The 21,325-nt window shown below is 50.7% G+C and carries 18 protein-coding genes; 15 read left to right on the forward strand and 3 right to left on the reverse strand.

Annotated elements, in window-relative coordinates; all coding sequences use genetic code 11:
- Positions 1–824: 824 nt before the first annotated feature.
- The 7 genes from AC0LWN_RS29550 to AC0LWN_RS29580 all read left to right on the forward strand — a co-directional run bounded on the left by AC0LWN_RS29550 (position 825) and on the right by AC0LWN_RS29580 (position 10,279).
- Positions 825–1,778 carry an ABC transporter permease gene (locus AC0LWN_RS29550; protein ID WP_458965708.1) on the forward strand — a complete coding sequence of 318 codons (954 nt, stop codon included), beginning with the start codon at positions 825–827 and terminating at the stop codon, positions 1,776–1,778.
- 18 nt (positions 1,779–1,796) lie between these two features.
- Positions 1,797–2,687, forward strand: a complete 891-nt coding sequence (locus AC0LWN_RS29555) for a carbohydrate ABC transporter permease (RefSeq protein ID WP_474671694.1) — start codon at positions 1,797–1,799, stop codon at positions 2,685–2,687.
- Between the two features lie 86 nt (positions 2,688–2,773).
- The gene (locus tag AC0LWN_RS29560) at positions 2,774–4,471 is read left to right on the forward strand and encodes a type 2 periplasmic-binding domain-containing protein (protein WP_474671696.1); all 1,698 of its coding nucleotides are present in this window, start codon (positions 2,774–2,776) and stop codon (positions 4,469–4,471) included.
- A 94-nt stretch (positions 4,472–4,565) separates the two neighbouring features.
- Entirely contained in the window at positions 4,566–6,467 is a 1,902-nt protein-coding gene (locus AC0LWN_RS29565) for a cache domain-containing sensor histidine kinase (RefSeq protein WP_474671698.1), read from the forward strand.
- Positions 6,464–8,053, forward strand: coding sequence for a response regulator (locus AC0LWN_RS29570; RefSeq protein WP_474671700.1), 1,590 nt, complete (start codon positions 6,464–6,466; stop codon positions 8,051–8,053). The genes AC0LWN_RS29565 and AC0LWN_RS29570 overlap by 4 nt, the downstream gene beginning before the upstream one ends.
- Before the next feature lie 737 nt (positions 8,054–8,790).
- Positions 8,791–9,594 carry an AAC(3) family N-acetyltransferase gene (locus AC0LWN_RS29575; RefSeq protein WP_474671702.1) on the forward strand — a complete coding sequence of 268 codons (804 nt, stop codon included), beginning with the start codon at positions 8,791–8,793 and terminating at the stop codon, positions 9,592–9,594.
- A 46-nt stretch (positions 9,595–9,640) separates the two neighbouring features.
- Entirely contained in the window at positions 9,641–10,279 is a 639-nt protein-coding gene (locus tag AC0LWN_RS29580; protein WP_474671704.1) for a histidine phosphatase family protein, read from the forward strand.
- Between the two features lie 124 nt (positions 10,280–10,403).
- On the opposite strand, the gene AC0LWN_RS29585 is transcribed toward AC0LWN_RS29580, so the two are convergent.
- On the reverse strand, positions 10,404–11,684 hold the full coding sequence (locus AC0LWN_RS29585) for an MFS transporter (protein WP_474671706.1): 1,281 nt from the start codon (positions 11,682–11,684) through the stop codon (positions 10,404–10,406).
- A 28-nt stretch (positions 11,685–11,712) separates the two neighbouring features.
- The gene (locus AC0LWN_RS29590) at positions 11,713–12,618 is read right to left on the reverse strand and encodes an ArsR/SmtB family transcription factor (RefSeq protein ID WP_474671708.1); all 906 of its coding nucleotides are present in this window, start codon (positions 12,616–12,618) and stop codon (positions 11,713–11,715) included.
- Between the two features lie 233 nt (positions 12,619–12,851).
- On the opposite strand from AC0LWN_RS29590, the gene AC0LWN_RS29595 reads away from it, so the two are divergent.
- Together AC0LWN_RS29595 and AC0LWN_RS29600 are read left to right on the forward strand one after the other, a co-directional pair.
- The gene (locus tag AC0LWN_RS29595) at positions 12,852–13,445 is read left to right on the forward strand and encodes an RNA polymerase sigma factor (RefSeq protein ID WP_474671710.1); all 594 of its coding nucleotides are present in this window, start codon (positions 12,852–12,854) and stop codon (positions 13,443–13,445) included.
- Positions 13,417–14,505, forward strand: coding sequence for a DUF4179 domain-containing protein (locus AC0LWN_RS29600; RefSeq protein WP_474671712.1), 1,089 nt, complete (start codon positions 13,417–13,419; stop codon positions 14,503–14,505). Before AC0LWN_RS29595 ends, AC0LWN_RS29600 begins: the two co-directional genes overlap by 29 nt.
- 98 nt (positions 14,506–14,603) lie before the next feature.
- On the opposite strand, the gene serS is transcribed toward AC0LWN_RS29600, so the two are convergent.
- Positions 14,604–15,899, reverse strand: a complete 1,296-nt coding sequence (serS, locus tag AC0LWN_RS29605) for a serine--tRNA ligase (RefSeq protein WP_474671714.1) — start codon at positions 15,897–15,899, stop codon at positions 14,604–14,606.
- A 395-nt stretch (positions 15,900–16,294) separates the two neighbouring features.
- On the opposite strand from serS, the gene ssuE reads away from it, so the two are divergent.
- The 6 genes from ssuE (at position 16,295) to AC0LWN_RS29635 (ending at position 21,324) form a co-directional block, all read left to right on the forward strand.
- Positions 16,295–16,849, forward strand: a complete 555-nt coding sequence (gene ssuE / locus AC0LWN_RS29610; protein ID WP_474671716.1) for an NADPH-dependent FMN reductase — start codon at positions 16,295–16,297, stop codon at positions 16,847–16,849.
- 297 nt (positions 16,850–17,146) lie between these two features.
- On the forward strand, positions 17,147–17,404 hold the full coding sequence (locus AC0LWN_RS29615; RefSeq protein ID WP_458965668.1) for a hypothetical protein: 258 nt from the start codon (positions 17,147–17,149) through the stop codon (positions 17,402–17,404).
- 59 nt (positions 17,405–17,463) lie between these two features.
- On the forward strand, positions 17,464–18,855 hold the full coding sequence (locus tag AC0LWN_RS29620; RefSeq protein WP_474671718.1) for a radical SAM protein: 1,392 nt from the start codon (positions 17,464–17,466) through the stop codon (positions 18,853–18,855).
- Positions 18,852–19,949: a radical SAM protein gene (locus AC0LWN_RS29625; RefSeq protein ID WP_474671720.1), complete on the forward strand. Its 1,098-nt coding sequence runs from the start codon at positions 18,852–18,854 to the stop codon at positions 19,947–19,949. The genes AC0LWN_RS29620 and AC0LWN_RS29625 overlap by 4 nt, the downstream gene beginning before the upstream one ends.
- A complete protein-coding gene (locus AC0LWN_RS29630) occupies positions 19,925–20,698 on the forward strand; it encodes an ABC transporter ATP-binding protein (RefSeq protein WP_474671722.1) in 774 nt (257 codons plus the stop codon). The genes AC0LWN_RS29625 and AC0LWN_RS29630 overlap by 25 nt, the downstream gene beginning before the upstream one ends.
- Entirely contained in the window at positions 20,695–21,324 is a 630-nt protein-coding gene (locus AC0LWN_RS29635; RefSeq protein ID WP_474671724.1) for a hypothetical protein, read from the forward strand. The genes AC0LWN_RS29630 and AC0LWN_RS29635 overlap by 4 nt, the downstream gene beginning before the upstream one ends.
- The last annotated feature ends 1 nt before the right edge of the window (position 21,325 follow it).

The raw sequence follows: 21,325 nt of genomic DNA on the forward strand, positions 1-21,325 counted from the left end.
AAGCGTTATTGGAGCAGTAACCCCAGGATTAGTGGTACTTTTTCCACTTCAGAGCCTGGGTCATGCTGAAATTGGATATGCCAAATGCTGCGTGCGAAAGAATGCTGCCTCTCCAGGGGCAAGAAGTTTAGCATGAATCTATTTGTAGCAGGGAGAGGAGGCAAGTTTAGCGCGAGTCAATTTGTTACTAGGTGAACAGGTAAATTTACGCTAGGCAATTAGGTAGCATGTGGTCAGTTGAGTTTGGTGCGAGGCGACTTGTGGCTTGGGCAAGCAGGTAAGTTTACGCCAGGCAATTAGATGGTAGACGGTCAGTCGAGTTTGGCGCGAGATAATTTGTTACGAGTTCGACAAGGGCAGGCGAGGCGAGAAGAGGTACACAAGTTACTCTATTAACGCTTGAGCGAAAAAAGGGAGGCTGAACAGGCCTCCCTTTTTTCCTGCTCACGCCTGATTTTCTATATCTTTTGAACTTTGAAACCCCATTAAGGGTGAAGCGACGGAGGGGAAGTTTGGAACTGGAGGAGCGAATGCGTCCGCCTTTATGTTTGGATTTCTACCGCGATCAGCGGTTTAAATCAGAGAAATCCAAACATAACAGCGGCCGGAAGTCCAAACATTCCCCGTAGTTGCGCCCTGCCCTTAATATGAGCTTTCACCTTCAAACGATATAGCCGAAAAATCAGCCCCCAAATACGAAATCCCAACCCTTACACCCACCCCCGAAAGCCTATACAATAAATACATGAAGCTGAAAGCGCTTCACTTAAAACCTGGAGGTCCATAAGATGGAGAACAAACGAAGCGCCGGTGCAAGCCCGGCGATGAAGCCGCTGCTGCCGCCACAAATCGAAACCGGTTCAGGTCCTAAAAACACACTGTGGAGGAGACTGCTGGCCCAGCGTCACCTGCAGATAATGGCGCTGCTCGGCGTGGTCTGGATGATTATTTTCAACTACATTCCGATGTACGGGCTGATCATTTCCTTCAAGGAATATAACATCGTGAAGTCGATTGCCGAAGCGCCCTGGGTGGGGCTGGAGCATTTCAGGGAGTTCTTGGATGATGAGGACCTGGTCAACGTCATCAAGAATACGCTGGGCATCAGCTTGATTAAGCTGCTGATCGGATTCCCGCTGCCGATTATTTTCGCGCTTTTTCTAAATGAGGTCCGTTCGCTCAGGTACAAGAAGGCGATCCAGACCATTTCGTATCTGCCGCATTTTCTCTCCTGGGTCGTGCTGGGCGGAATTCTGGCCACCTGGCTGGCCGATGTCGGGATCATCAACAATATTCTGCTGTCGCTCCATCTGATTGACCAGCCGATTACTTATCTTGCAGAGCCGAGCTATTTCTGGACGATTGTCATTTCCTCGGATATTTGGAAGGAGCTTGGCTGGTCAGCGATTATCTACCTGGCAGCGATCTCCGGGGTATCCCCCGAAATGTATGAAGCCGCGACGATAGACGGGGCCGGACGGTTCCAGAAAATGTGGTTCGTCACCCTGCCGGCGATTAAATCGACGATCAGCATCCTGTTCATTCTGGCGGTCAGCGGTGTACTGAACTCCAATTTCGATCAGATTCTGGTGCTGCGCAATTCGCTTAATGACAGCGCCAGCAACGTAATTGACTATTACATCTACTATACAGGGATTGTCTCGAACCGCTTCTCCTACTCTGCGGCGGTCACTCTGATCAAGGCGGTCATTGCGCTGATTCTGCTGCTGATTGCCAATCAGGTATCCAAAAAAATCAACGATACGTCGCTGTTCTAGGACAAGGAGGAATGATTCATGTTTGCTCTCAAACGCAAAACCAAAGGCGAAGCCCTGTTCGATATCGCCAACAATCTGATTATGCTGTGTGTCTGCTTCCTGACGCTGTACCCGATCTGGTATGTGCTGATCAACGCCTTCAATGACGGGAATGATGCGATGCTCGGCGGAATTTACTGGTGGCCGCGCGTGTTCAGCCTGAAGAATTTCGACGCGGTGTTCGCCAGTCCCGGCATTATGCAGGCAATGGGCGTTACGGTAGCCAAAACCGTGCTAGGCGTGCTAGTACATGTGTTTTTCACAGCGATGGTGGCCTATGCGCTATCACGCAAAGGGCTGATTGGCGGTAAACTCTATATTCTTCTGGGTACGATTACACTGTTCTTCAACGGTGGACTGATTCCGACGTTTCTGTTGAACAGGGATCTGCACCTGCTGGATAATTTTCTGGTCTACATCATTCCGGTGATGTTCAGCTTTTTCGATCTGATTATCTTCATGACCTTTTTCCGGGAGATTCCCGAGGGTCTGGAGGAGGCGGCGCGGATTGACGGAGCGAATGACTGGTCCATCTTCCTGCGGGTTGTGCTTCCGGTATCCATGCCGGTCATTGCTACGATTGCTCTTTTTCATGGTGTGTATCAGTGGAATGATTATTTTGCCGGTATCATCTACATCAATAATCCGGATCTGCAGCCGATTCAGACTTACCTGTTCCGGGTCGTGGCGCAGTCCAGCTCGAACCAGATGATGGTGGCCGTGCAGGGCAGCAGTGTTACCAAAAGCGTAACCTCGCAGTCGATCAAGCTGGCGACAATGGTCGTTACCACCCTGCCGATTGTGTTCGTCTATCCGTTCCTGCAGCGTTACTTCGTGAAGGGCATGATGATCGGCTCGATCAAGGGCTGAAGCAAGAATAACTCCTCCGGCGCCTGCACATACGGGTTATGGAGTTGAGCTTATAATCTACAATCTTAGAAAAGGGGTAAATAAGCATGGGCATGAAACGTAAGCCGAAAACAATGGTACTGCTGCTCTTGGGACTGTTGCTTGTATTCTCGGCCGCAGGCTGTTCAAGCGGCAATAATGCCGGAAACAATGCCAAGGATAATACGGGGAGCGGAACGAACGCGGCGGAGGCCACCAAAGCACCGACAGAACCGACAAAAGCTGCAGTTTCAGCGGATGAGCCGGGCTGGAAAAGCGATACCTCACCGATTACGTTTGACTGGTATCTGAACTTCGCCTGGTTCCCGAATAAATGGGGCGTAGATCCAACCTCCCAATATGTAACGAAAAAAACAGGCGTAAACATCAACTTCATCGTCCCGGCAGGGAACGAGAATGAGAAGCTCAACACGCTGATTGCTTCCGGCAAGCTGCCTGACTTCATTACGCTGGGCTACTGGGAAGACGCCATTAAGAAAATGATCGAAGGCGAGCTGGTGCTGCCGCTGAACAAGCTGGCCGAAGAATATGATCCATACTTCTTCAAGGTGTCCGATGCCGACAAGCTGGGCTGGTATACGCAGCCGGACGGTAATGTGTACGGCTATCCGAACTCCTCTTCTTCACCTGCTGACTATAAAAAATACGGAGCGAACTACGTCTCCAACCAGACCTTTGTCGTCCGCAAGGATATTTATGAAGCCATTGGCAGCCCGGATATGCGCACACCGGAAGGTTTCCTGAACGCGCTGAAAATGGCAAAAGAGAAATTCCCTGAAGTGAATGGTCAGCCGCTGATTCCGCTGGGTCTGCATGAATTCACCGAGAACGGCAACGACTCCCTGGAAGGCTATATTCAGAACTTCTTGAATATTCCTTGGGAGAAGGACGGCAAGGTCTATGACCGCGAGACGGACCCAGAGTATGTGCGCTGGATGAAGACGCTCCGCCAGGCCAATCAGGACGGATTGCTGGCCAAGGATATTTTTATCGACAAACGGGCTCAAATGGAGGAAAAGATCGCGCAGGGCCGCTACTTCGCGATGCTCTATCAACGGACGGACTTCGCTTCCCAGCTCGGTACGATCTTCCAGAAGAATCCTGAGCAAACCTATATCGCGATTGACGGACCCGCCAACACCAAGCTGGACCCTCCGGCTCTGAACGGCCCTGGAATCTCCGGCTGGACGGTAACGCTGATCTCCAAGGACGTCAAGGATAAAGCGCGGGCCATTAAATTCCTCAGCTACCTGAACAGTGAGGAAGGGAACAAGGATCTTTTCCTCGGCGAAAAAGGAGTCAGCTATGATACAATTGACGGTAAGGACCAGTTTCTTCCTGAAGCCTTTGATCTGATGAATAAGGACCGTTCCGCATTTGACAAGAAATACGGCTCGTCCTTCACCTTCTGGATGCTGCAAAATACGAATATCACCGACCAATGGGCTCCCAAATCGGTAGAGCCATTCAAACAGCTCGAAGACTGGACCCGCGGTAAAGCCGTCAACACCTCGGAATTCCAGCAGATTGATCCTACGGGCAACTCGCCGGAGGGCATTATCGCCACCAAGCTGAAGAATCTGCGCGGCAAAACAATGCCGAAGCTGCTGATGGCATCCTCCGATGCCGAATTCGACAAGCTCTGGAGCGACTATCTGGCGAAGAAGGAAAAAGAAGGCCAGAAGACCTTTGACGACTACCGCCAGAAGAAATATGAAGAGAATAAGAAGAAGCTTGGCATGTAAAATTACCGGAGACCCAATTGCCCGCTAGCTGCGGGCTTTTGGGTTATTGTTTTTGTGAAAATTAGCCGTTCAGGTGAGGTGCAGGGTGCATAAAGTGAGTATACACGAACGGGCAAGCGCATTATGGAATTCATTTTGTTACTGGTGGGGGCGGAGATCGCTGCAGAGCCGGCTGGTGGCGGCTTATATTTTTATCATTCTGGGTCCCTGTCTGCTGGTGTCCGTCTATTCCTACAGGGCGATCAACAATACGTATGTCCGGGATGCCGTGGACAAGAACAGCTATGTGCTGCAGATGGAGAAGTTGCATATCCTCAATCAAATCGAAGCGATGGAGCGGGCGGCGCAGATGGCATATTCCGACAAGGCGGTGCAGAACTATCTGGTGAATGAGAGCGATCCGTCGCTTAGCGAATTGATAGATTTTAATACAACAACCTTTGTGAACATGAACCGCATTCAGATCAACAACCCGAATATTGAGCATTTGCGGCTCTACTCGGGCAGCAGGAATGTGCATGAGATCTGGCCGATTATTTTCCGGGAGGACCGGGTATCCATGGAGCCGTGGTTTCAAAAGGCCTTGGAGCTGAAGGGGCAGGAGCTGTGGTCCTTTCAGAGTGATGATCCTGATCTCATGCAGCGGTACTCCGGCAATCCCCCCGAGGGACAGCCAAAGGTCTCTTTACTGCGGGAGATCAGTATTCCTGCCGGGCATCATGTCGGAATGCTTCAGGTTGATATGCTGCTCAGCCGCTTCACGCCGAAGACCTACACCGATGTGCGCGACAACCAGTCGCAAATGTTCATTACGGGGGATGGGGTACAGTTATTTACCCGCCCGGATAACTCTTTCGTGCAGGCCCATCCGAAGCTGACCGGAGCGATTTCGAAGCGCCTGCAGAAGTACGCGGAGACCGGGGAGTGGGATGTCCACTACAAGGAGAACGGCAAATCCTTTCTGCTGATTCATACCCCGCTGGAACAGATCGGAGCATCGCTGCTGAACGTGGTGTCAATGGACAGTGTCATGGAGCATATTTCGCATACCCGAAATCTGATTATCGGACTTAATATCGGCTTTATATTTCTGGTTACGGCGATTGCCTATGTGCTGAATGCCTTCATTCTGAAGAATCTGCGCCGCTTGACGGAAACGATGAAAAAAGCACGCAGGGGAGAAGCGTACACAAGCATCAGCATCCGCGGGGGCGGGGAGGTTGGCGAGCTGGCGCATCATTTCTCCAAGCTGATGAACACGATTAATACACTGGTGGCCCAGGCGGTACATAAGCAGGCGCTCTCCAAGGAGGCTGAGCTTCGGACACTGCATAACCAGATTGATGCCCATTTCCTTTATAACACGCTTGAAAATATTAAAATGCTGGCGGAAATTGAGAATCAGCGGGCTATCTCCGATGCACTGACCTCGCTTGGCGGCATGATGCGCTATAACTTCAAATGGTCCGGCGAGTATGTGAAGCTGCGGGATGAAATCCGCCATATCGAAAATTACATTGAAGTGATGAATATCCGGTTTGAGCATCCGGTTATGCTGGAGCTGGGAATTGACGCCCCTTATCTGGAGCTTGAAGTGCTGAAGATGTCGCTGCAGCCGATTGTGGAGAACAGTGTGAAGCACGCCTGGTCCACCGGAGCGGAAGAGCCTGCCGAACGGAGCATTGCCATCCGGATTTCGGAGGCGGAGGGAGATATCTTAATCGCAATCCGTGATAATGGCTGCGGGCTAACACCGGAGCGGCTGTCGGAGCTGCATGAATCCATCTATGCCAAAGAGGAGCCGGGCGCGGATGCCTCCGGGTTTGCGGCGGGCGGCTATAGAGGGGGAGGCATCGGACTGCGTAATGTCCATCAGCGGCTGCAGCTCTTCTACGGCGGGGCCTACGGGCTGGAGGTGCGGAGTGAAGCGGGGAAGTGGACGACGGTGTTAATGACGCTGCCTAAAGTTCTTTTGACAGGGGATCGACAGACATGAAGAAGCTGCTGATAATTGATGATGAAAAAATGATCCGTCATGGCCTGCAGGCCATGATTGAACGGGAATACCCGTCCGTATACAGCATCGCGCTTGCGGGGAACGGGGAGGAGGCGCTCGCGCTCTACCGGCAGGAACGCAGGGATATTATTATTACCGATATCCGCATGCCGGTCATGGATGGGATTACGCTGCTGGAGCGTCTGTCCGCTGAAGCGGGGCCAGGCGGTGAGGGGCCGGCCGTTGTAATCCTGAGCGGCTACGATGATTTCGAATATGCGAAAAGCGCCATCCGCTACCGCGTGAAGGACTATCTGCTGAAGCCGATCCGCCGCGAGGAGCTGTTCGGGATTCTGGAGCAGATTAGGCGGGAGTGGCGGGAGCAGGAGTCGAGCTCACGCAAGCGTGCGGAGGAGACAGAAGGCTACCGCAGGGAGCTGCGCACTACCCGTCTGCGCGGATTGCTGCTGCAGGAGGCTGTCCAGCCGTCCCCGGAGCAGCAGGAGGAGCTGAACCGTCTGCCCGTTCCTTTTACGGTGGGTGTGCTGAATTTCTATTATAACGACGGTTCGCGAATGAAGCCGGCGGAAGTGCAGGGGGTGGTGGAACGGCTGATTGGCCCGTTGAAGGAGCGGTTCGCGGAGATTCTGACGGACTGGGAAGGGAAGCTGGTGCTGGTCGGAAGGAGCAGGGACGATTTCAGGGAGCTGGCCGGGCTGGCTGCTTCGCGGGAGCTGGAGGGGCTGCTGATCGGCATGGGCTGCGAAGCCCGGAATCCGGCAGACTTCCACACCGGGTACAAAGAAGCCTGCCGGGCGCTGCAGTACACCTTCCTTCCGCCGCAGGCCAGCTTCATGGACTATGCGGATCTGCGGGAAGGGCGGCAGCGTTTCCCTGTGCCGGAGGAGGGGCTGCGCAAGCTGCTGAACATGCTGGGTACAGACCGCGAGAAGGAGATTAAGAGCTTGCTCGGGACGATTTTTCAGCTCGATCAGCTGCAGCATCTGGATCTGGCGTATGTGGAGAATGTGGGCCGGAGCATGAACGAACGGGTGCTGGATGAGGTGTTCCGCTTGCACGGGGAGGCCTCTGTAGAAGTGTTGAAGCTGTACCGGACGGTAGGCAATCTGTATAATTTCCGCCATTTCCACGACTATTACCGGACACTTGAGCATTTGCTCATCACAGTGAACGATTATATTATAGGAATTAGATCGGCCCACACTGAGCATGCCGATATGGAGGAGGCGCTGGCTTACATCGAGGCGAACTATGCCCGCCAACTGAATATGGCGATGGTGAGCAACCATGTGTCGCTGAACTATTCTTATTTCAGTGAGGCCTTCAAGGCCTACACTGGAGAGAGCTTTGTGCTGTATCTCAAAAGAGTCCGCATCCGCCACGCCAAATCGCTGCTCTCCGAGAACCGGATCAAGCTGGCCGGCGTCTCCGAAGCAGTCGGCTTCGAGACCAGCAAGCAGTTCACCCGTGTGTTCAAGGAGCTGGAGGGCATCGCCCCCGGCGAATACCGCGCTAAGCTCCTGATGGAGCGGTATTCCGGGAATGTGGGGGATAAGGATTCGTAGGCCGGAGCGTAGGAGGGCGCTGCTGCTGGCTGCGGGTATGCGTCGCTGAGGTGACGATGAGTAGGGCTATGCTGAGGTGAAAATAGGTAGGGCCATACGGGGGAAGCATGCATGGGCAGTTGGGTAGCGGTGGAGCTTGGCGGACAGCGCAGCCTTCTGGACCAGTGGCCCGGTAGGTGGCGCCACATGCCTAGCCCTGTAAGTGGTAGGTAGCGCCAACGTTTGGGCTGTGGCTTGGCATACGGAGCTGCTGCCTGACCTGTGGTACAGTATACGGCGTTGTCGCCTAGTCCTGTGACTCGGCAAGCATCGTTAGCACACAGATAGTGCTATCGCCTGGCTCAGTGGCACTGTAGGTGGCGCTGTCGTCTGGCATATGGCCTGGCATACGGAGTGGCCGCCTGGTTTGGCTCGGCGGACAGCCCTGCCGCCTAGTCTGTGGCCCGACAGCCCCCCGCCCAGAGTCGTTTCTGACTCGAAACTTACTTTTAGTTAGTGGGAAAAAGTACAATTAATTCTTGGTTTTCCGGCCATTTTACGAATTAGGTGGAAAAGGGTCACTTAAAATTTCGGTAAAAGCGTCATTTAGCCGTATTTTAGCGATTCTTGAAAATGTAAATGGATTCATTCCAACTAAATCCCGATAACTTTTGTTATAAGAAGAATTAGTTGCCGAAATTCCACCTAATAAGCTAAGAAATATTGTGGCTGGGCAAATGTGGAGGCGTAGCGTTCGAATGGAAGAGATACAAGGAAAATTAATTACTGTAGAGACGCTGGCGGCAGATTTTCGGAGGCTGGGTGTGCAGGAGGGCATGACGCTGCTGCTGCATTCATCCTTTAAATCGCTGGGCCAGTGGGTAGCGGGCGGACCGGTTGCCGTTATTCTTGCGCTGGAACAGGTGCTTGGGGAAGAGGGAACGCTGGTGATGCCGACCCACTCTTCCGATCTGACCGATCCGTCGGGCTGGAGCAATCCGCCGGTGCCGGAGTCATGGTGGCAGGGCATTCGGGAGCAGATGCCGGCCTACGACCCGGATCTTACGCTGCTGCGGGGGATGGGGATTATTCCCGAGACCTTCCGTAAGCAAAAAGGCGTAAAGCGAAGCAGCCATCCGATTCACTCTTTTGCAGCATGGGGCAAGCACCGGGATGTGATTATTGACGGCCATGCGCTGGAGTATGGTTTGGGTGAATGGTCTCCTTTGGCCCGAATCTATGAGTTGAATGGCAGTGTGCTGCTGCTTGGGGTAGATAGTTTCAATAATACTTCGCTGCATTTGGCTGAATACTGGGCGGAGTATGCCGGGAAGCAGGAGGTCATCGCGGGAGCGCCCATGCTGGTAGATGGCGTCAGACAATGGGTGGAGTTCAAGGATTACAATTGGGACTCAGAGGATTTTGCCAGGATTGGTGAAGAGTTTGGACAAGAGACAGGACGGATTACATATGGAAAGGTCGCTGCAGCCGCGGCCCAGCTCATCCCGCAGCGTGAGATTGTGGACTATGCTTTGAAGTGGCTGGGACGGAACCGGCTGTAGCTTTGAGAATCGGATCGTGTTTGTTATAAAAAAGGGGTGGATGGATATGGCTACAACAACGGTTTTTTTGACACGGCATGGACAGACAGAGTGGAATGTGCAGAACCGGATGCAGGGGCATCTCGATTCAGCGCTTACGCCGCTTGGCGTGCTGCAGGCGAAGTGGCTGAACAAGGGGCTGCGGCAGGAGCACCTTGATGTTATTTATACAAGCTCTAGTCCCCGGGCGCAGCGAACGGCAGAGCTTGTCCGTGGGGAGCGGAATGTGCCGCTGATTCCCTGTGACGAGTTCAAGGAGATCAGCATGGGGCATTGGGAAGGGCGCGACTCGGCGGAGATTCAGACACAGGACCCGGAGCAGCACCGCTACTTCTGGCAGGACCCGGAGAAATTCAGCGTAGAGGGCAGCGAGACCTTTACCGGAGTACAGAAGCGTGCGCTCGATAAGCTGCGGGAAATCGTGGAGGAGCATGAGGGGCAGAACATCCTGATTGTTACGCATACGGTAGTGATCAAAGTTCTGATGGCCTACTTCGAAGAGAGAGCCATGAACAAGCTGTGGGATCTGCCTTATATTTATCCTACCTGTCTGTGCAAGCTTGAATTTACCGACGGCAAGGTGGAGATTCTGCTCCATGGGGATACGAGCCATTACGAGGACGATGAGGCTTGGATGGAATCTTGAGAATTGGCTAAAAGAATAACTCCAGCCTGCAGGCGATGTTCCGGGAATACCGGCATCGCCTGTTTTTGTGCTGTGCGGCTTGACCAATAACCGCTCAAAATCCCCTCTGGTTAGCGGTTTGCCGCTATTTCGCTAGCATGTTCTGTACTGCAGATGCCGGGCTGCTGCTCTTCAGATGTCTGGCTTCAAGCGCGGCAAGATCGCCATCGAGCATCCGGAGGCCGGGAAGCAGCAATGCCGCTGCGGCGCACAATGCCGGGAGCAGTCCGGCGGTAAGGAACAATGCAGGCACACCATAGGCCTCAGCAACCGCCCCTCCGACAAAAGCGCCAAAGGGCTGCAGGCTGCCGCCAATCAGAAAACGGATGGAGTTCACCCGCCCCTGAAGGCTCGCAGGAACCAGACGGCCGTGCAGAGAGGAGCTTAACGAGCCGAAGAAAGGGCCAAGAGCGCCGGATACAAATACGGCAGCAAGAGCAAAGGGAAAGCTCGGGATCAGTCCCCATATGGATGTAATGACACCTATGGTTCCCAAACTGCCAAGCATCACCAGGCGTCTGTGTGTAATCTCGCCCACCAGAGAGATCACCCCAAGCCCAACCAGCGTTCCGAGTGCCGAAGCTGTGGTCAGCGTACCCATAGCCGCCGCATCCCGGTGGAGCACTTCGCGCACATAAGGGACCATCATCGTCCAGACGGCGATGGAGCTTAGATTGCTGACCGAAGCCATGAGCATAATCGTAAGCATGGCCGGGAACTGCTTATAGAAGGTGAAGCCTTCGGCAATTTCACGTATGTAGCCGGAAATGGAGAAGCTGCTTCTGCTTGTGGCGGCAGCCGGCTTGGGCTGCTTCGGCAGGCACAGCAGCGTGGCTATAGCGGCAATGTAGCAGAGCATATTGACGCCAAGGGCCGGAAGCGACCCGCTGGCAGCAGTCAATATGCCTGCCAGCGCAGGCCCAAGCAGCGCCGCCGCTCCTTTGCAGCCGTCGATGACGGCGAAGGCGCGCACCAGCTTCCGGCTGTCGGCGACGCCGGGAATAACGGCCATCGCCGTCGGCATGAACAGCGCGGCGCAAGCGCCGCTAAGCCCCGCTGCGGCGAATAAATGCCAGAGCTGGAGCTGGCCGGCGAGGCCCATGCCCAGTGGGAGCGCGATGGCCAGCAGCCGGATCGCGGCCAGGCAGGCCATGAACCGCACGCGGGGTAGCCGATCGGACAGCGGCGAGCCCAGCAGGCGCAGCAGCAGCTCCGGGATGCCGGAGGTGAGCGCCAGCGCCCCCATGACCAGCTTGGAGCCGGTCAGCTCATAGGCCAGCCACTCCATTGCCAGCAGGCCGAAGGCATCTCCGAAGGCGCTTAGGGAAATTGTCGACAGCAGACCATAATAGCTGCGTTTCAGCATAGGGTGTTCACTCCTTTTCACGGCCCGTTCAGCTCTCTAAATAATCAGCCATTCGCTGCGGCAGTCCATTCAGCGCTTCCAGACGCAGGCTGTACGCCGCGCTTTTGCCGCTGGTGTGGACAATAACCAGCCCAGCCGCCCGGAGCGCGATGAGATGGTAGTGGATTGTGCTTTTGGACAGGCCGACCTGCCGGACGATTTCGGTGAAGCTCAATTGTTTGTCCGCAAGCAGGCGCAGAATGTACAGCCGGGTCTCATCCGACAGTGCCCGGGTCAACCGGAGCAGCGCGGGGGCAGGACGCCCTTCCTCCGGTGGAAGCACATCGCAGGAGTAGCTGGTGAACAAAAATTCATCGTAGAGAGTGGAAGTGACCAGCGGGCGGGCATGATATTGCGGGATCAATATGATCTGTTTCATTTGTTCCCCGGGGATAAACCGCATCCCCTCCGTCGCCTGCTCGTAGACCTCCATACCATTGGCGCTGTTCAGAGTGGTCCGCCGGAGCTCGGCTTCCTGTTTCAGCCCTTCGAGGATAGCGGGATTTATTCCGCTGAAGTACCGTTCATCCCATTCCCGCAGAATTTCAGAAGCGCGGCTGCGCAGCTCGGCCAGATTGGAAGGCACCGTTGAACCGAAACGCGCCTTTATCTCGTACAGCTCTCCCGGGGATAAGCCATCATACCAATCCAGGAAGCCGGACACGGAACGTTCCCCAGGGCAGCTCCAAATGTAGGGCGTGAGTGTGAAATCCCCATTATCCTTGGAGAACTGCTGCATCTGCTGAAGATGAGCCGGTGTGAGCTTCTTCTGAACCTCCCGGACCCAGAGCTTTCCTGATTCCAGAGCATTGTGATTCTGCTTCCCGAGAAAAGCGGCCAGGCTGCTAAAACATTCATACATCGGGGCAAAATCCACTTCTACCTTATAATTCATGTGAACTCCTCATTTCCTTGTGTAATTGCGCGGTTGAGACGATAGAGTAAGTGATATGTATGTCACTGTTATTTTGTTCTATAAATATAGAACTTATATTTTGTTTTATTATATACGAACATAATTTGGATATCAATCAAACAGAGCATTTTCTTCAAAAGAAAATAATTTTGCACCTTGCTGTCACAAACCGCTGTGTTTTTCAGTTATATAGGCGAGAAAGGAGGGGGCTTGTGGATAAAGCGGCAGCCTCCGGGATGAACACCGGAACGGAACTGGAATTATTAGTGGAGCAGGCCCAGCGGGGCGATATGCAGGCCTACACCCAGGTGATCCGGCATTTTCAGAGACCGATTTATCTGTATTGCTATTATCTGCTTGGGAGTCAGGAGGAGGCGGAGGACGCAGCACAGGATATTTTTATTAAGGCGCTCGAGAACATTGGCCGTTTTACGGAAAAGGTGTCTTTTTCAGCCTGGCTGTATCGAATTGCGCGGAACCACTGCCTGGACCTTATGAAAAAGAGGAGCAAGGGCTTCCGGCTCCTGGCACTGTACAAAAGGCATCAGCAGTACACTGAACCTGCCGCAGCCGGCCTCGGATATACCGAGCTGGTGCATGGGCTGCTGGAGCAGCTCAACATGGAGGAGCGGCAGATTTTGCTGCTGCGGGCGCTGGAGGATTACACCTTTGACGATATCGCTGCTGTCATGGATATGAACCCGGCAACTGTACGCAAGAAATACGAGCGGCTGCGCAAAAAGCTGGGCAGACAGAAGGAGAACGGAGGGAAGCTCATTGGAGAACCGTACAACAATAGGGGATGAACGGCTGGAGCACATCGGCAGATTGATCCGCAATACTCCCGTGGAAGTGGAATTGGTGGACCGTACTATGCAGCGTTTTGAGGCAAGGGGGCGGAAGAACCCGACACCACGAAGAAGTAGAAGTTTAGCTGTACTCTTAGCTTCCGTACTGCTGTGCCTGTCCCTTCTGGGTGCCGGCTTTATTTCACCAACGCTGGCGGCATCCATAGAGCGAATTCCTGTGCTAAGCTCCATCTTTGAGCTTGCCGGGGACCTGGGGCTGCGGACGGCAGATGAGGAGGGACTGGCGCTCACACCGAACCGGAGCGATACTCACGAAGGACTGACGCTGACCGTACCAATTGTGCTGTTCGACGGAGTACGGGTCTCGATTGGCCTTGAGCGCCAGACTACAGAGGAGAAGTTCCTGAAGCAAGAGCTAGGTGATCTGATAAGTGACATTAAGCTGTCAATTAACGGGGAAGATGTAAGTACCTATGCGCAATCAGGAGCCGGCAGTAAGCCTGGAATCTTCAGTATGCCAGGGAAGGACCAAAGCTCCAGAATTATTCAATTCTCCGATATGCATAGCCAGGGGGGGAGGGCTTTGCCTGACAGGTTTGAACTCATGCTATCGATCAGTGTAGACGGGATTCAGCAGCCCTTCCAGATTGCAATTCCGGTTGAAAAGAAAACCGTCAACAACCTTGTCACGGAGCCGATTACCCGCAAGCACAGTGGAATAATTTTTACACTCGAGAAGGTAGAACTCACACCTGTTACAAGCAGTATCACAACACGGATTGAGCTGCCGAAGGGGCAAAAAATCAGCGAGAAACTGCCTTCGATGGGATTTGAAATAGTGGACGACCGGGGGAATCAATTGAAAGAGGTGAGTGGAGGCGTTGGGCTAAGCGCTACAGGCGGAAACGTTCTAACCACGGATGCTTTATTCGAACCACTGCAACAACCGGTCAAGCAAGTGACCATTCGAACCTACAAGATTCTCGCTATTGATGCCGAAGGCTATGTGGACAAGGAGTATATTCCTGAATTTGAGGTTACTGTACCCCTGAAATAGACAGCCAGATATCAGCGATAAGCATAAAAAAAGAGATGTTCCTGAAGCGCAGCCGCGCTCCGGGAAACATCTCTTTGTATTAATGTGCATCAGATTTGCTAATTCCTAATCGTCGGTGCAACAGGAAGAACCTCCTGCCCATCCATATATTTGCGCAGCGCCTTCGGAATATAAATCGAACCGTCCTCCTGCTGATGGTTCTCCAGCAGCGGAATCAGAATCCGCGGTGTGGCGACTGCGGTATTGTTGAGGGTGTGGCAATATTGCAGGCGCCCGTGCTCATCACGGAAGCGGATGCTGGAGCGGCGGGCCTGGAAATCATGCAGATTCGAAGCCGAATGGGTCTCGCCGTATGCGCCTCTGCTCGGCATCCAGGTCTCAATGTCGTATTGCTTGTGCGTCTTCAGCGACATGTCGCCGCTGCACACAGCCACTACGCGGTAGGGCAGCTCCAGCAGCTGCAGGATGTGCTCGGCATTTGCCAGAATCTCCTGCAGCATCTGCTCCGATTCTGCCGGATCATTTCGGCAGATCACGACCTGTTCGATCTTCGAGAACTGGTGAACCCGGTACAGGCCGCGCACATCGCGTCCCGCTGAGCCGACCTCACGGCGGAAGCAGGCCGACATCCCGGCCAGCCGCAGCGGCGCTTCAGCATCAACGATCTCGTCGCTGTACAAGGAGACGAGCGATACCTCCGAGGTTCCGGCCAGCCAGCGCTTTTCTCCGTTCAGCTCATAGGTCTGATCCATCCCGCCGGGGAAAAATCCGGTCCGCTCCAGCGCCTCCGGGCGGACAATAACCGGCACGTCCATTACGGTGAAGCCGCGCTCCGTCAGTACATCCAGCGCCAGCCGCTGCACGGCGAGGTGCAGGTACAGTCCCGCGCCCTTCAGCACGTAGCTGCGCGGTCCTCCGGCTTTGACCCCGCGCGGAATATCAATGATGTCGTGAAGCTCGCCGAGCTCCACATGGTCGCGCGGCGTGAAGCTGAAGTCCGGCAGGCTGCCGGTCCGCCGCAGCTCCACGTTCTCGCTGTCATCGGCCCCGATGGGCGTGTCCGCCGACACCGGGTTCGGTGCGAGCAGCAGCAGTTCGCCGCAGCGCTGCTCCGCCTCGGCCAGATCCGCCTCCAGCTTCGTCAGCCTGCTGTTAATCTCGCGCACCAACGTCTTGGCGGCGTCTCCGGCCTCGGCGTCCCCCTGGCGCAGCAGACGCTCGACCTCCTTGGTCAGCCTGTTTCTCTCCGTTCTTTGCTGCTCGGTTTCCCGCCGCAGCTCCCGCCGCTTGTCGTCCCATTCCAGCAGCTCATCCAGCGGAAAAATCACCTTTTTCCACTTGGCTGTATTTCTTACGAGTTCCTCATTTTCCCTGATCCAGTTCATGTCCAGCATGCCGCTTCGCTCCTTTTGGTCTAAAAAAATACAAAAAACGCCCTCATCCATGGGACGAGGAGCGTCAGCTCGCGGTGCCACCCAGGTTGACCGAATCCCCTGGCTTCACAGCAGGATAAGGTCCTCTTTGGTCTTCGCGGTAACGGGCGAAACCCGGTAAACTTAGGGAACAAGTGAATTGCTCCGGTCGCAGACGCCTCACGGTTGGATGCCGGTCATTGGCCTGATCGGGATGTAGTGTTGCCGCTTATTATAGCTCAGGAAAGAGCCATGCGCAAGGCTTTGGAGGTTTGACAATATTCCTTGTAATCTGATAGGATTATCTTAAAATTTGAAGGGTTTGCACCCGGAATAGCGGCAGATCCTTATTATAACGAACGGAAGAGGTGGAGAAAATGGCCAAAATAGTTGTCATCAACGGAACACCATCCCTGGTCTCCCGGGTTAATGCGGTTATTGAATATGCGGAGGCTGATTTGCGCGGGCATGGATTTGAGGTAGAACGGATTAATGTGGCGGAGCTGCCTGCGGAGGACTTGATTCATACCCGCTTCGAGAGCGAAGCCATCGTTAAGGCTAATGGCCTTGTGGCCGAAGCCGACGCGGTAATTGTGGTCAGCCCGGTATACAAGGCATCTTACACAGGGGTGCTCAAGACCTTCCTGGACCTGATCCCGGAAAAAGGCCTTGCCGGCAAAATCCTGCTCCCGCTCTTCATGGGCGGTAGTCTGGCGCATCTGCTCACAATTGAGTATGCGCTGAAGCCGGTGCTCTCTGTGCTGGGAGCGCGCCATATTCTAGGCGGCGTGTATGCGGTGGACTCGCAGGCAGTGCGTAATGACCAGGGGGTTGTCGAGCTCGCAGACGAGCTCAAGCTGCGCCTGGACAGCGTGCTTACGGAGCTGGCGGAAGAAACGGCGCACAAGGCGGAGCGTAAGGCTGGTAAGTAAGGCTGTAAATCAGAAACGCAAAAAAGAACTCTTGAGATAAATCCAAGAGTTCTTTTTTGCGTTTGTATCCTTTAATTTAACAGATTAAAGGCTCTTTTTATGTATATCTACTTTTTAGAAATTAAAATACGAAAAATACTCATTTAAAGTAATATAATCTATTTTTGTAAAAAAATGATAGAAAAATCACATCAATATAAGGATAAAAATGTAATATTATAGATGTATTTTACATTATGGTATTTTCAAAGCATTGAATGAGAGAGCTGAGAGAATACATATGAAGGAGGTGAGAAAATGAATTCGGATGAATATTTCTCAATTTCTGATCTGGGAGAAGAATTTCAAATTGGCGAAAAAGAAGAAATTGCCGCATGTGTTGCTTGTTTAGGCTGCGCGGCTTGTGCAGCATGTTTAGGTTGCGCAGTTTGTCTTGCATGTGCCGTATTTGGTCCAGTAACAGCAATCGTTACACTTGCAGCGGCAGGTGAAGTGACAACGGTTGCAACAGGTGCAAGTGCTGCTGCTGCGGTTGCGATCGGGGTGAACTCATAGGATCAGAGGAGAGGGAGAGAAGGGCATCTTTTCCTCTCCATTTTAAGGAGGATAACTGAATGAAGGGCATCCATTTTGAAAGCAGAAGAAAGAATAAATATTTCTATGATAATGAAACCGGGCAAATTGTTAGTGCGGAGGATGACCCGGGATTAGAAGTGCTAAAGAAAAAATTCAATATTCCATCCGAGCAAAAAATTGAAAGTGTAGACGCTTCAAATCTGAATCAATATTTGTACACTGATGGAAATGGATTTAAACAACTGATTCTTGAAATATCTTCAGCATGTAATCTTAGATGTAAATATTGTATTTATTCGGAACATTATCCTTATACGCGTGAACATGGAACCAGCAGAATGACTTGGGAGGTCGCCAAATCTTCAGTAGATTTTTACTATGATAATTTCAAAAAAATGTTTGAGCGCAATCCCATGAGAAAATCAATCGTAAGCTTCTATGGAGGTGAACCCCTAACGAATATTCCTCTACTAAAGCAGGTCGTTAACTATATTAATGAAGAATATGGCGAATATGAGGTTCTATATAATATCACAACCAATGGTCTTCTTCTTACATCTGAAATACAGGAATTTCTTTACGAAAACCATTTTTCAGTACTCGTCAGTCTGGATGGATACCCAGAGAACCATGACCGAAACAGGGTAGATGTGAAAGGAAGAGATACTTCACATATCGTTTTAAAGCATATTAATGAATTTAGAGAGACATATCCTGACGCCAGTTTATCCATTGCAACCTGTTTTGATTACAAAACTGACTTTGAAAAGCTGGCTAATTTCTTTGATGATAATCTCTTATCTGTTATCCATACAGGGCAGGTTCAAACACAAAACAGCACGTATTATTCACAGTTCGATGATCGTGATGAGGCTGTGTTTTTTGAAAAATATAATAAATTGAAAGAGAGTTTTTTTGAAAAGGCCATTTCAAATGATATAGATAAAAATAAGTTCTTATATCGTTTTTTTGGAAGTATCTACGCTACTCTTGCTTTTCATCCAATGATAAGAGAGGCATCGCCTGTAATCAGGCCTTACACAGGAACGTGTGTACCAGGAGAAAAATTATATGTTACTACAGAAGGTAACTTTCAAATATGTGAAAAAATCAACAGTGCCTATGAAATTGGGAACATTCAAGAGGGTCTTGATCTGGATAGAATCACCAAAGTCTTGAATGACTATAACCAAAATATCTGTGTTCACTGCGAGGAATGCCCGATTTCCAGATTGTGTAACCTGTGCTTCAAAAACTTTGAGACAGAAAACGGGTTTGAAAGTAACTCACAAATATGTATGCAGCAACAACAGACTATGAAAAATCTGCTTGGGGAATTTGTGAGTATGCTCGAAGACAACCCCAAACTTTTCGATGAAGTAACCTCTGATTATTTTAAATCCATGAGTGAAGTAGGGGAGTGCATATGAGCTACTTTAAGCTGAAACCAGAAGTCTATTTGGTAACTGGGAAAAAAAAGTCGATACTGCACAATTTAGTGGACGAGAAGTTGCTGTGGATCGACAACCGTTTGGCTAAGGGGATTAGGAAAGCAGAGTGCGGTGAACCTATTTCAGAGCTTGAATTTGAGATGTTAAATACGTTCTTCACAAAATATAACTGGGGAGTCTTCTCGGACAAGCCTGTCTTTATGGATAAGTTCAGATCTATCAATGTCTATAATGAGAAAAAAATGCACAAAAACACCCCTTTTATTGATACAGCCACTCTTCAGCTTACGAATGAATGCAACCTGAATTGTAAATTTTGCGGGGAAGTGTTCTGCCCAAGCTGTAGAGTTATAGAGGGAGGGGGATTGCCCCTTAGTATAGAGGATTGGATGCTGGTTGTAGATAAATTAAATGGCTACGGAGTCAATACTATTCTGCTGACAGGTGGTGAGGCTTCGACGAGTCCCTATTTCAAAAAATTAGCAGAATATATTATTGCCAAAGGTATTTCACTCTCTGTTCATACGAATGGTACTGGGAAAATTGAAGGATTGCCTGAAGAAAGCCATCTTATTATATCGTTATTTCAGAAGGAAGAATTAAGGAATATCGTTAGAAAGTATAAGAAAAACAAAATGGTCTCTATTATTCTCTATGACTTCGAAAGTAAAGAAAAACCCAAGCTGATACCGGAATCTTGGCAAGTGGTTTTTTCAAGAACCAAGCCTATTCCCATAACTACTAAAAACATGGTAAATGTGGATTTTGATTCTTTTTTTGCAAGGAAATTAGGGGATCACTGTCTTGATAAAAAAGTGCTGGTGACATATGATGGCTCTATATACCCTTGTATGGAATTAAAAAACAAAGTTGGGAATTTTAAAAATAATGGATTTCACTTGGCGCTTCAAAAGCTGATGTCTGATTACTGGAAAAAAGGTGTAGACAAGTATAACAATAAATGTACTGAATGTGAATTCCGCTATGCTTGCAGCTCTTGCTCATTTTTTAATACTGAGGGTTGTCAATATGATTTGGAGGAAGGAAAATGGACATCGTCATTAACCAATTAAGTAAAACCTTCGGAACGTCAACAGTGCTCGAGGATATTAGCTTAACGGTAAAAACGGGTCAGGTATACGGTTTGATCGGTCCAAACGGGGCAGGGAAAACAACGCTGACACGAACCATTCTCGATATATACAGACCCACGAGCGGAACGGTTACTGTCGATGGAATTAAGAGTAGTGATTCGTCGTTTAATGAGATTAGAAAGCAAATTGGTTGTGTGCTTGATCAGTTGGGATTATATAAAAGTCTGACAGCCTGGGAGAACATAGAGCTATTTCACCGTGTGTTCTTTCCGAAGGCATCTAAGCAACAAAGAGACCAAGACATCAATGAATGCATTAGAATGGTTGATTTGGAACAGCACAAAGATAGTAAGATCACCTTCTTCTCCCGGGGCATGAGACAAAGATTGGCTTTGGCCAGGGCTTTTATCGGCAAACCGCAATTACTGATTCTGGATGAGCCGACCAGAGGGCTGGATGTGGAAGGGAATTATATGTTAAGGAAATATATACAAGAAATGAAGAATAGGGGTTTGACAGTATTAATTAATTCCCACCATTTAAGTGAGCTGAAAAAAGTCTGTGATGTGTATGGATTTATTAAAAATGGAAAATTAATCGAGGAGGGCAATTACGCGGGCTTAGCTGCGAAGTATTTTACCGGAAATCATGAAGATGCAGACATGGAGAAGCTATACCGATTTATATTTCAGATTGAAGATATGAATGAAATGATGGAGTCCTCATGAATATACTTCAGAATCCTGTGATGTGGCTTTCTATTAAAATGTTCAGGCAGAGATGGGTTACCTTTATATTCTATACCATCATCCTTGTCAGCCTGCTTCAATCACAGGTCTATCTTAATTTCATAGTGTTATTGCCTTATTTTTGTTTTCTGGCTGTACTGAGAATGCTCTGCAATGATTATTACCACGGTCATGAAGAGACTCTGGTAGTTCTTGGGTACACGATTGAGAAGCTAATAGATAAAACCGTTCAAGTGGTCATGCTTTGCTCCTTTTGTATGAGTATTGGAACTACACTTATTTCTTTAGCTGTTATGAATTTCACAGGTCATATCTCCTTGGTGAAACCTGCAGATATTTTATTCATTGGCGGATTGTATGTGTCATTATTCCCTGTAGGGCGGCTCGTCCTTATGAGAATGCTGCTACAGAAACAAATGGGTAAAATATGGAATTATATTATTGAAATAGGGTATGCCCTTTTAATCATGCTCTTGTATTTGTTGCTTCCGGTTAGCTACTGCCTGCTATTTTTTATTTTGACGTCTGTGCTTATTTTTGGTTTTCAACAGCAGTTTTTGCCAAAGCAGGAGTGGAACAGGTTCTTTGAAGGGAGTATGAAATAGA

Source organism: Paenibacillus sp. sgz302115, assembly GCF_056120445.1.

Excerpts from the sequence above, each read along its gene's own strand:
- AC0LWN_RS29550 (WP_458965708.1), top strand. The coding sequence starts at position 825 with ATGAAGCCGCTGCTGCCGCCACAAATCGAAACCGGTTCAGGTCCTAAA.
- AC0LWN_RS29555 (WP_474671694.1), top strand. The coding sequence starts at position 1,797 with ATGTTTGCTCTCAAACGCAAAACCAAAGGCGAAGCCCTGTTCGATATC.
- AC0LWN_RS29560 (WP_474671696.1), top strand. The coding sequence starts at position 2,774 with ATGGGCATGAAACGTAAGCCGAAAACAATGGTACTGCTGCTCTTGGGA.
- AC0LWN_RS29570 (WP_474671700.1), top strand. The coding sequence starts at position 6,464 with ATGAAGAAGCTGCTGATAATTGATGATGAAAAAATGATCCGTCATGGC.
- AC0LWN_RS29575 (WP_474671702.1), top strand. The coding sequence starts at position 8,791 with ATGGAAGAGATACAAGGAAAATTAATTACTGTAGAGACGCTGGCGGCA.
- AC0LWN_RS29580 (WP_474671704.1), top strand. The coding sequence starts at position 9,641 with ATGGCTACAACAACGGTTTTTTTGACACGGCATGGACAGACAGAGTGG.
- AC0LWN_RS29585 (WP_474671706.1), bottom strand. The coding sequence starts at position 11,684 with ATGCTGAAACGCAGCTATTATGGTCTGCTGTCGACAATTTCCCTAAGC.
- AC0LWN_RS29590 (WP_474671708.1), bottom strand. The coding sequence starts at position 12,618 with ATGAATTATAAGGTAGAAGTGGATTTTGCCCCGATGTATGAATGTTTT.
- serS (WP_474671714.1), bottom strand. The coding sequence starts at position 15,899 with ATGCTGGACATGAACTGGATCAGGGAAAATGAGGAACTCGTAAGAAAT.
- ssuE (WP_474671716.1), top strand. The coding sequence starts at position 16,295 with ATGGCCAAAATAGTTGTCATCAACGGAACACCATCCCTGGTCTCCCGG.
- AC0LWN_RS29615 (WP_458965668.1), top strand. The coding sequence starts at position 17,147 with ATGAATTCGGATGAATATTTCTCAATTTCTGATCTGGGAGAAGAATTT.
- AC0LWN_RS29620 (WP_474671718.1), top strand. The coding sequence starts at position 17,464 with ATGAAGGGCATCCATTTTGAAAGCAGAAGAAAGAATAAATATTTCTAT.
- AC0LWN_RS29625 (WP_474671720.1), top strand. The coding sequence starts at position 18,852 with ATGAGCTACTTTAAGCTGAAACCAGAAGTCTATTTGGTAACTGGGAAA.
- AC0LWN_RS29630 (WP_474671722.1), top strand. The coding sequence starts at position 19,925 with ATGGACATCGTCATTAACCAATTAAGTAAAACCTTCGGAACGTCAACA.
- AC0LWN_RS29635 (WP_474671724.1), top strand. The coding sequence starts at position 20,695 with ATGAATATACTTCAGAATCCTGTGATGTGGCTTTCTATTAAAATGTTC.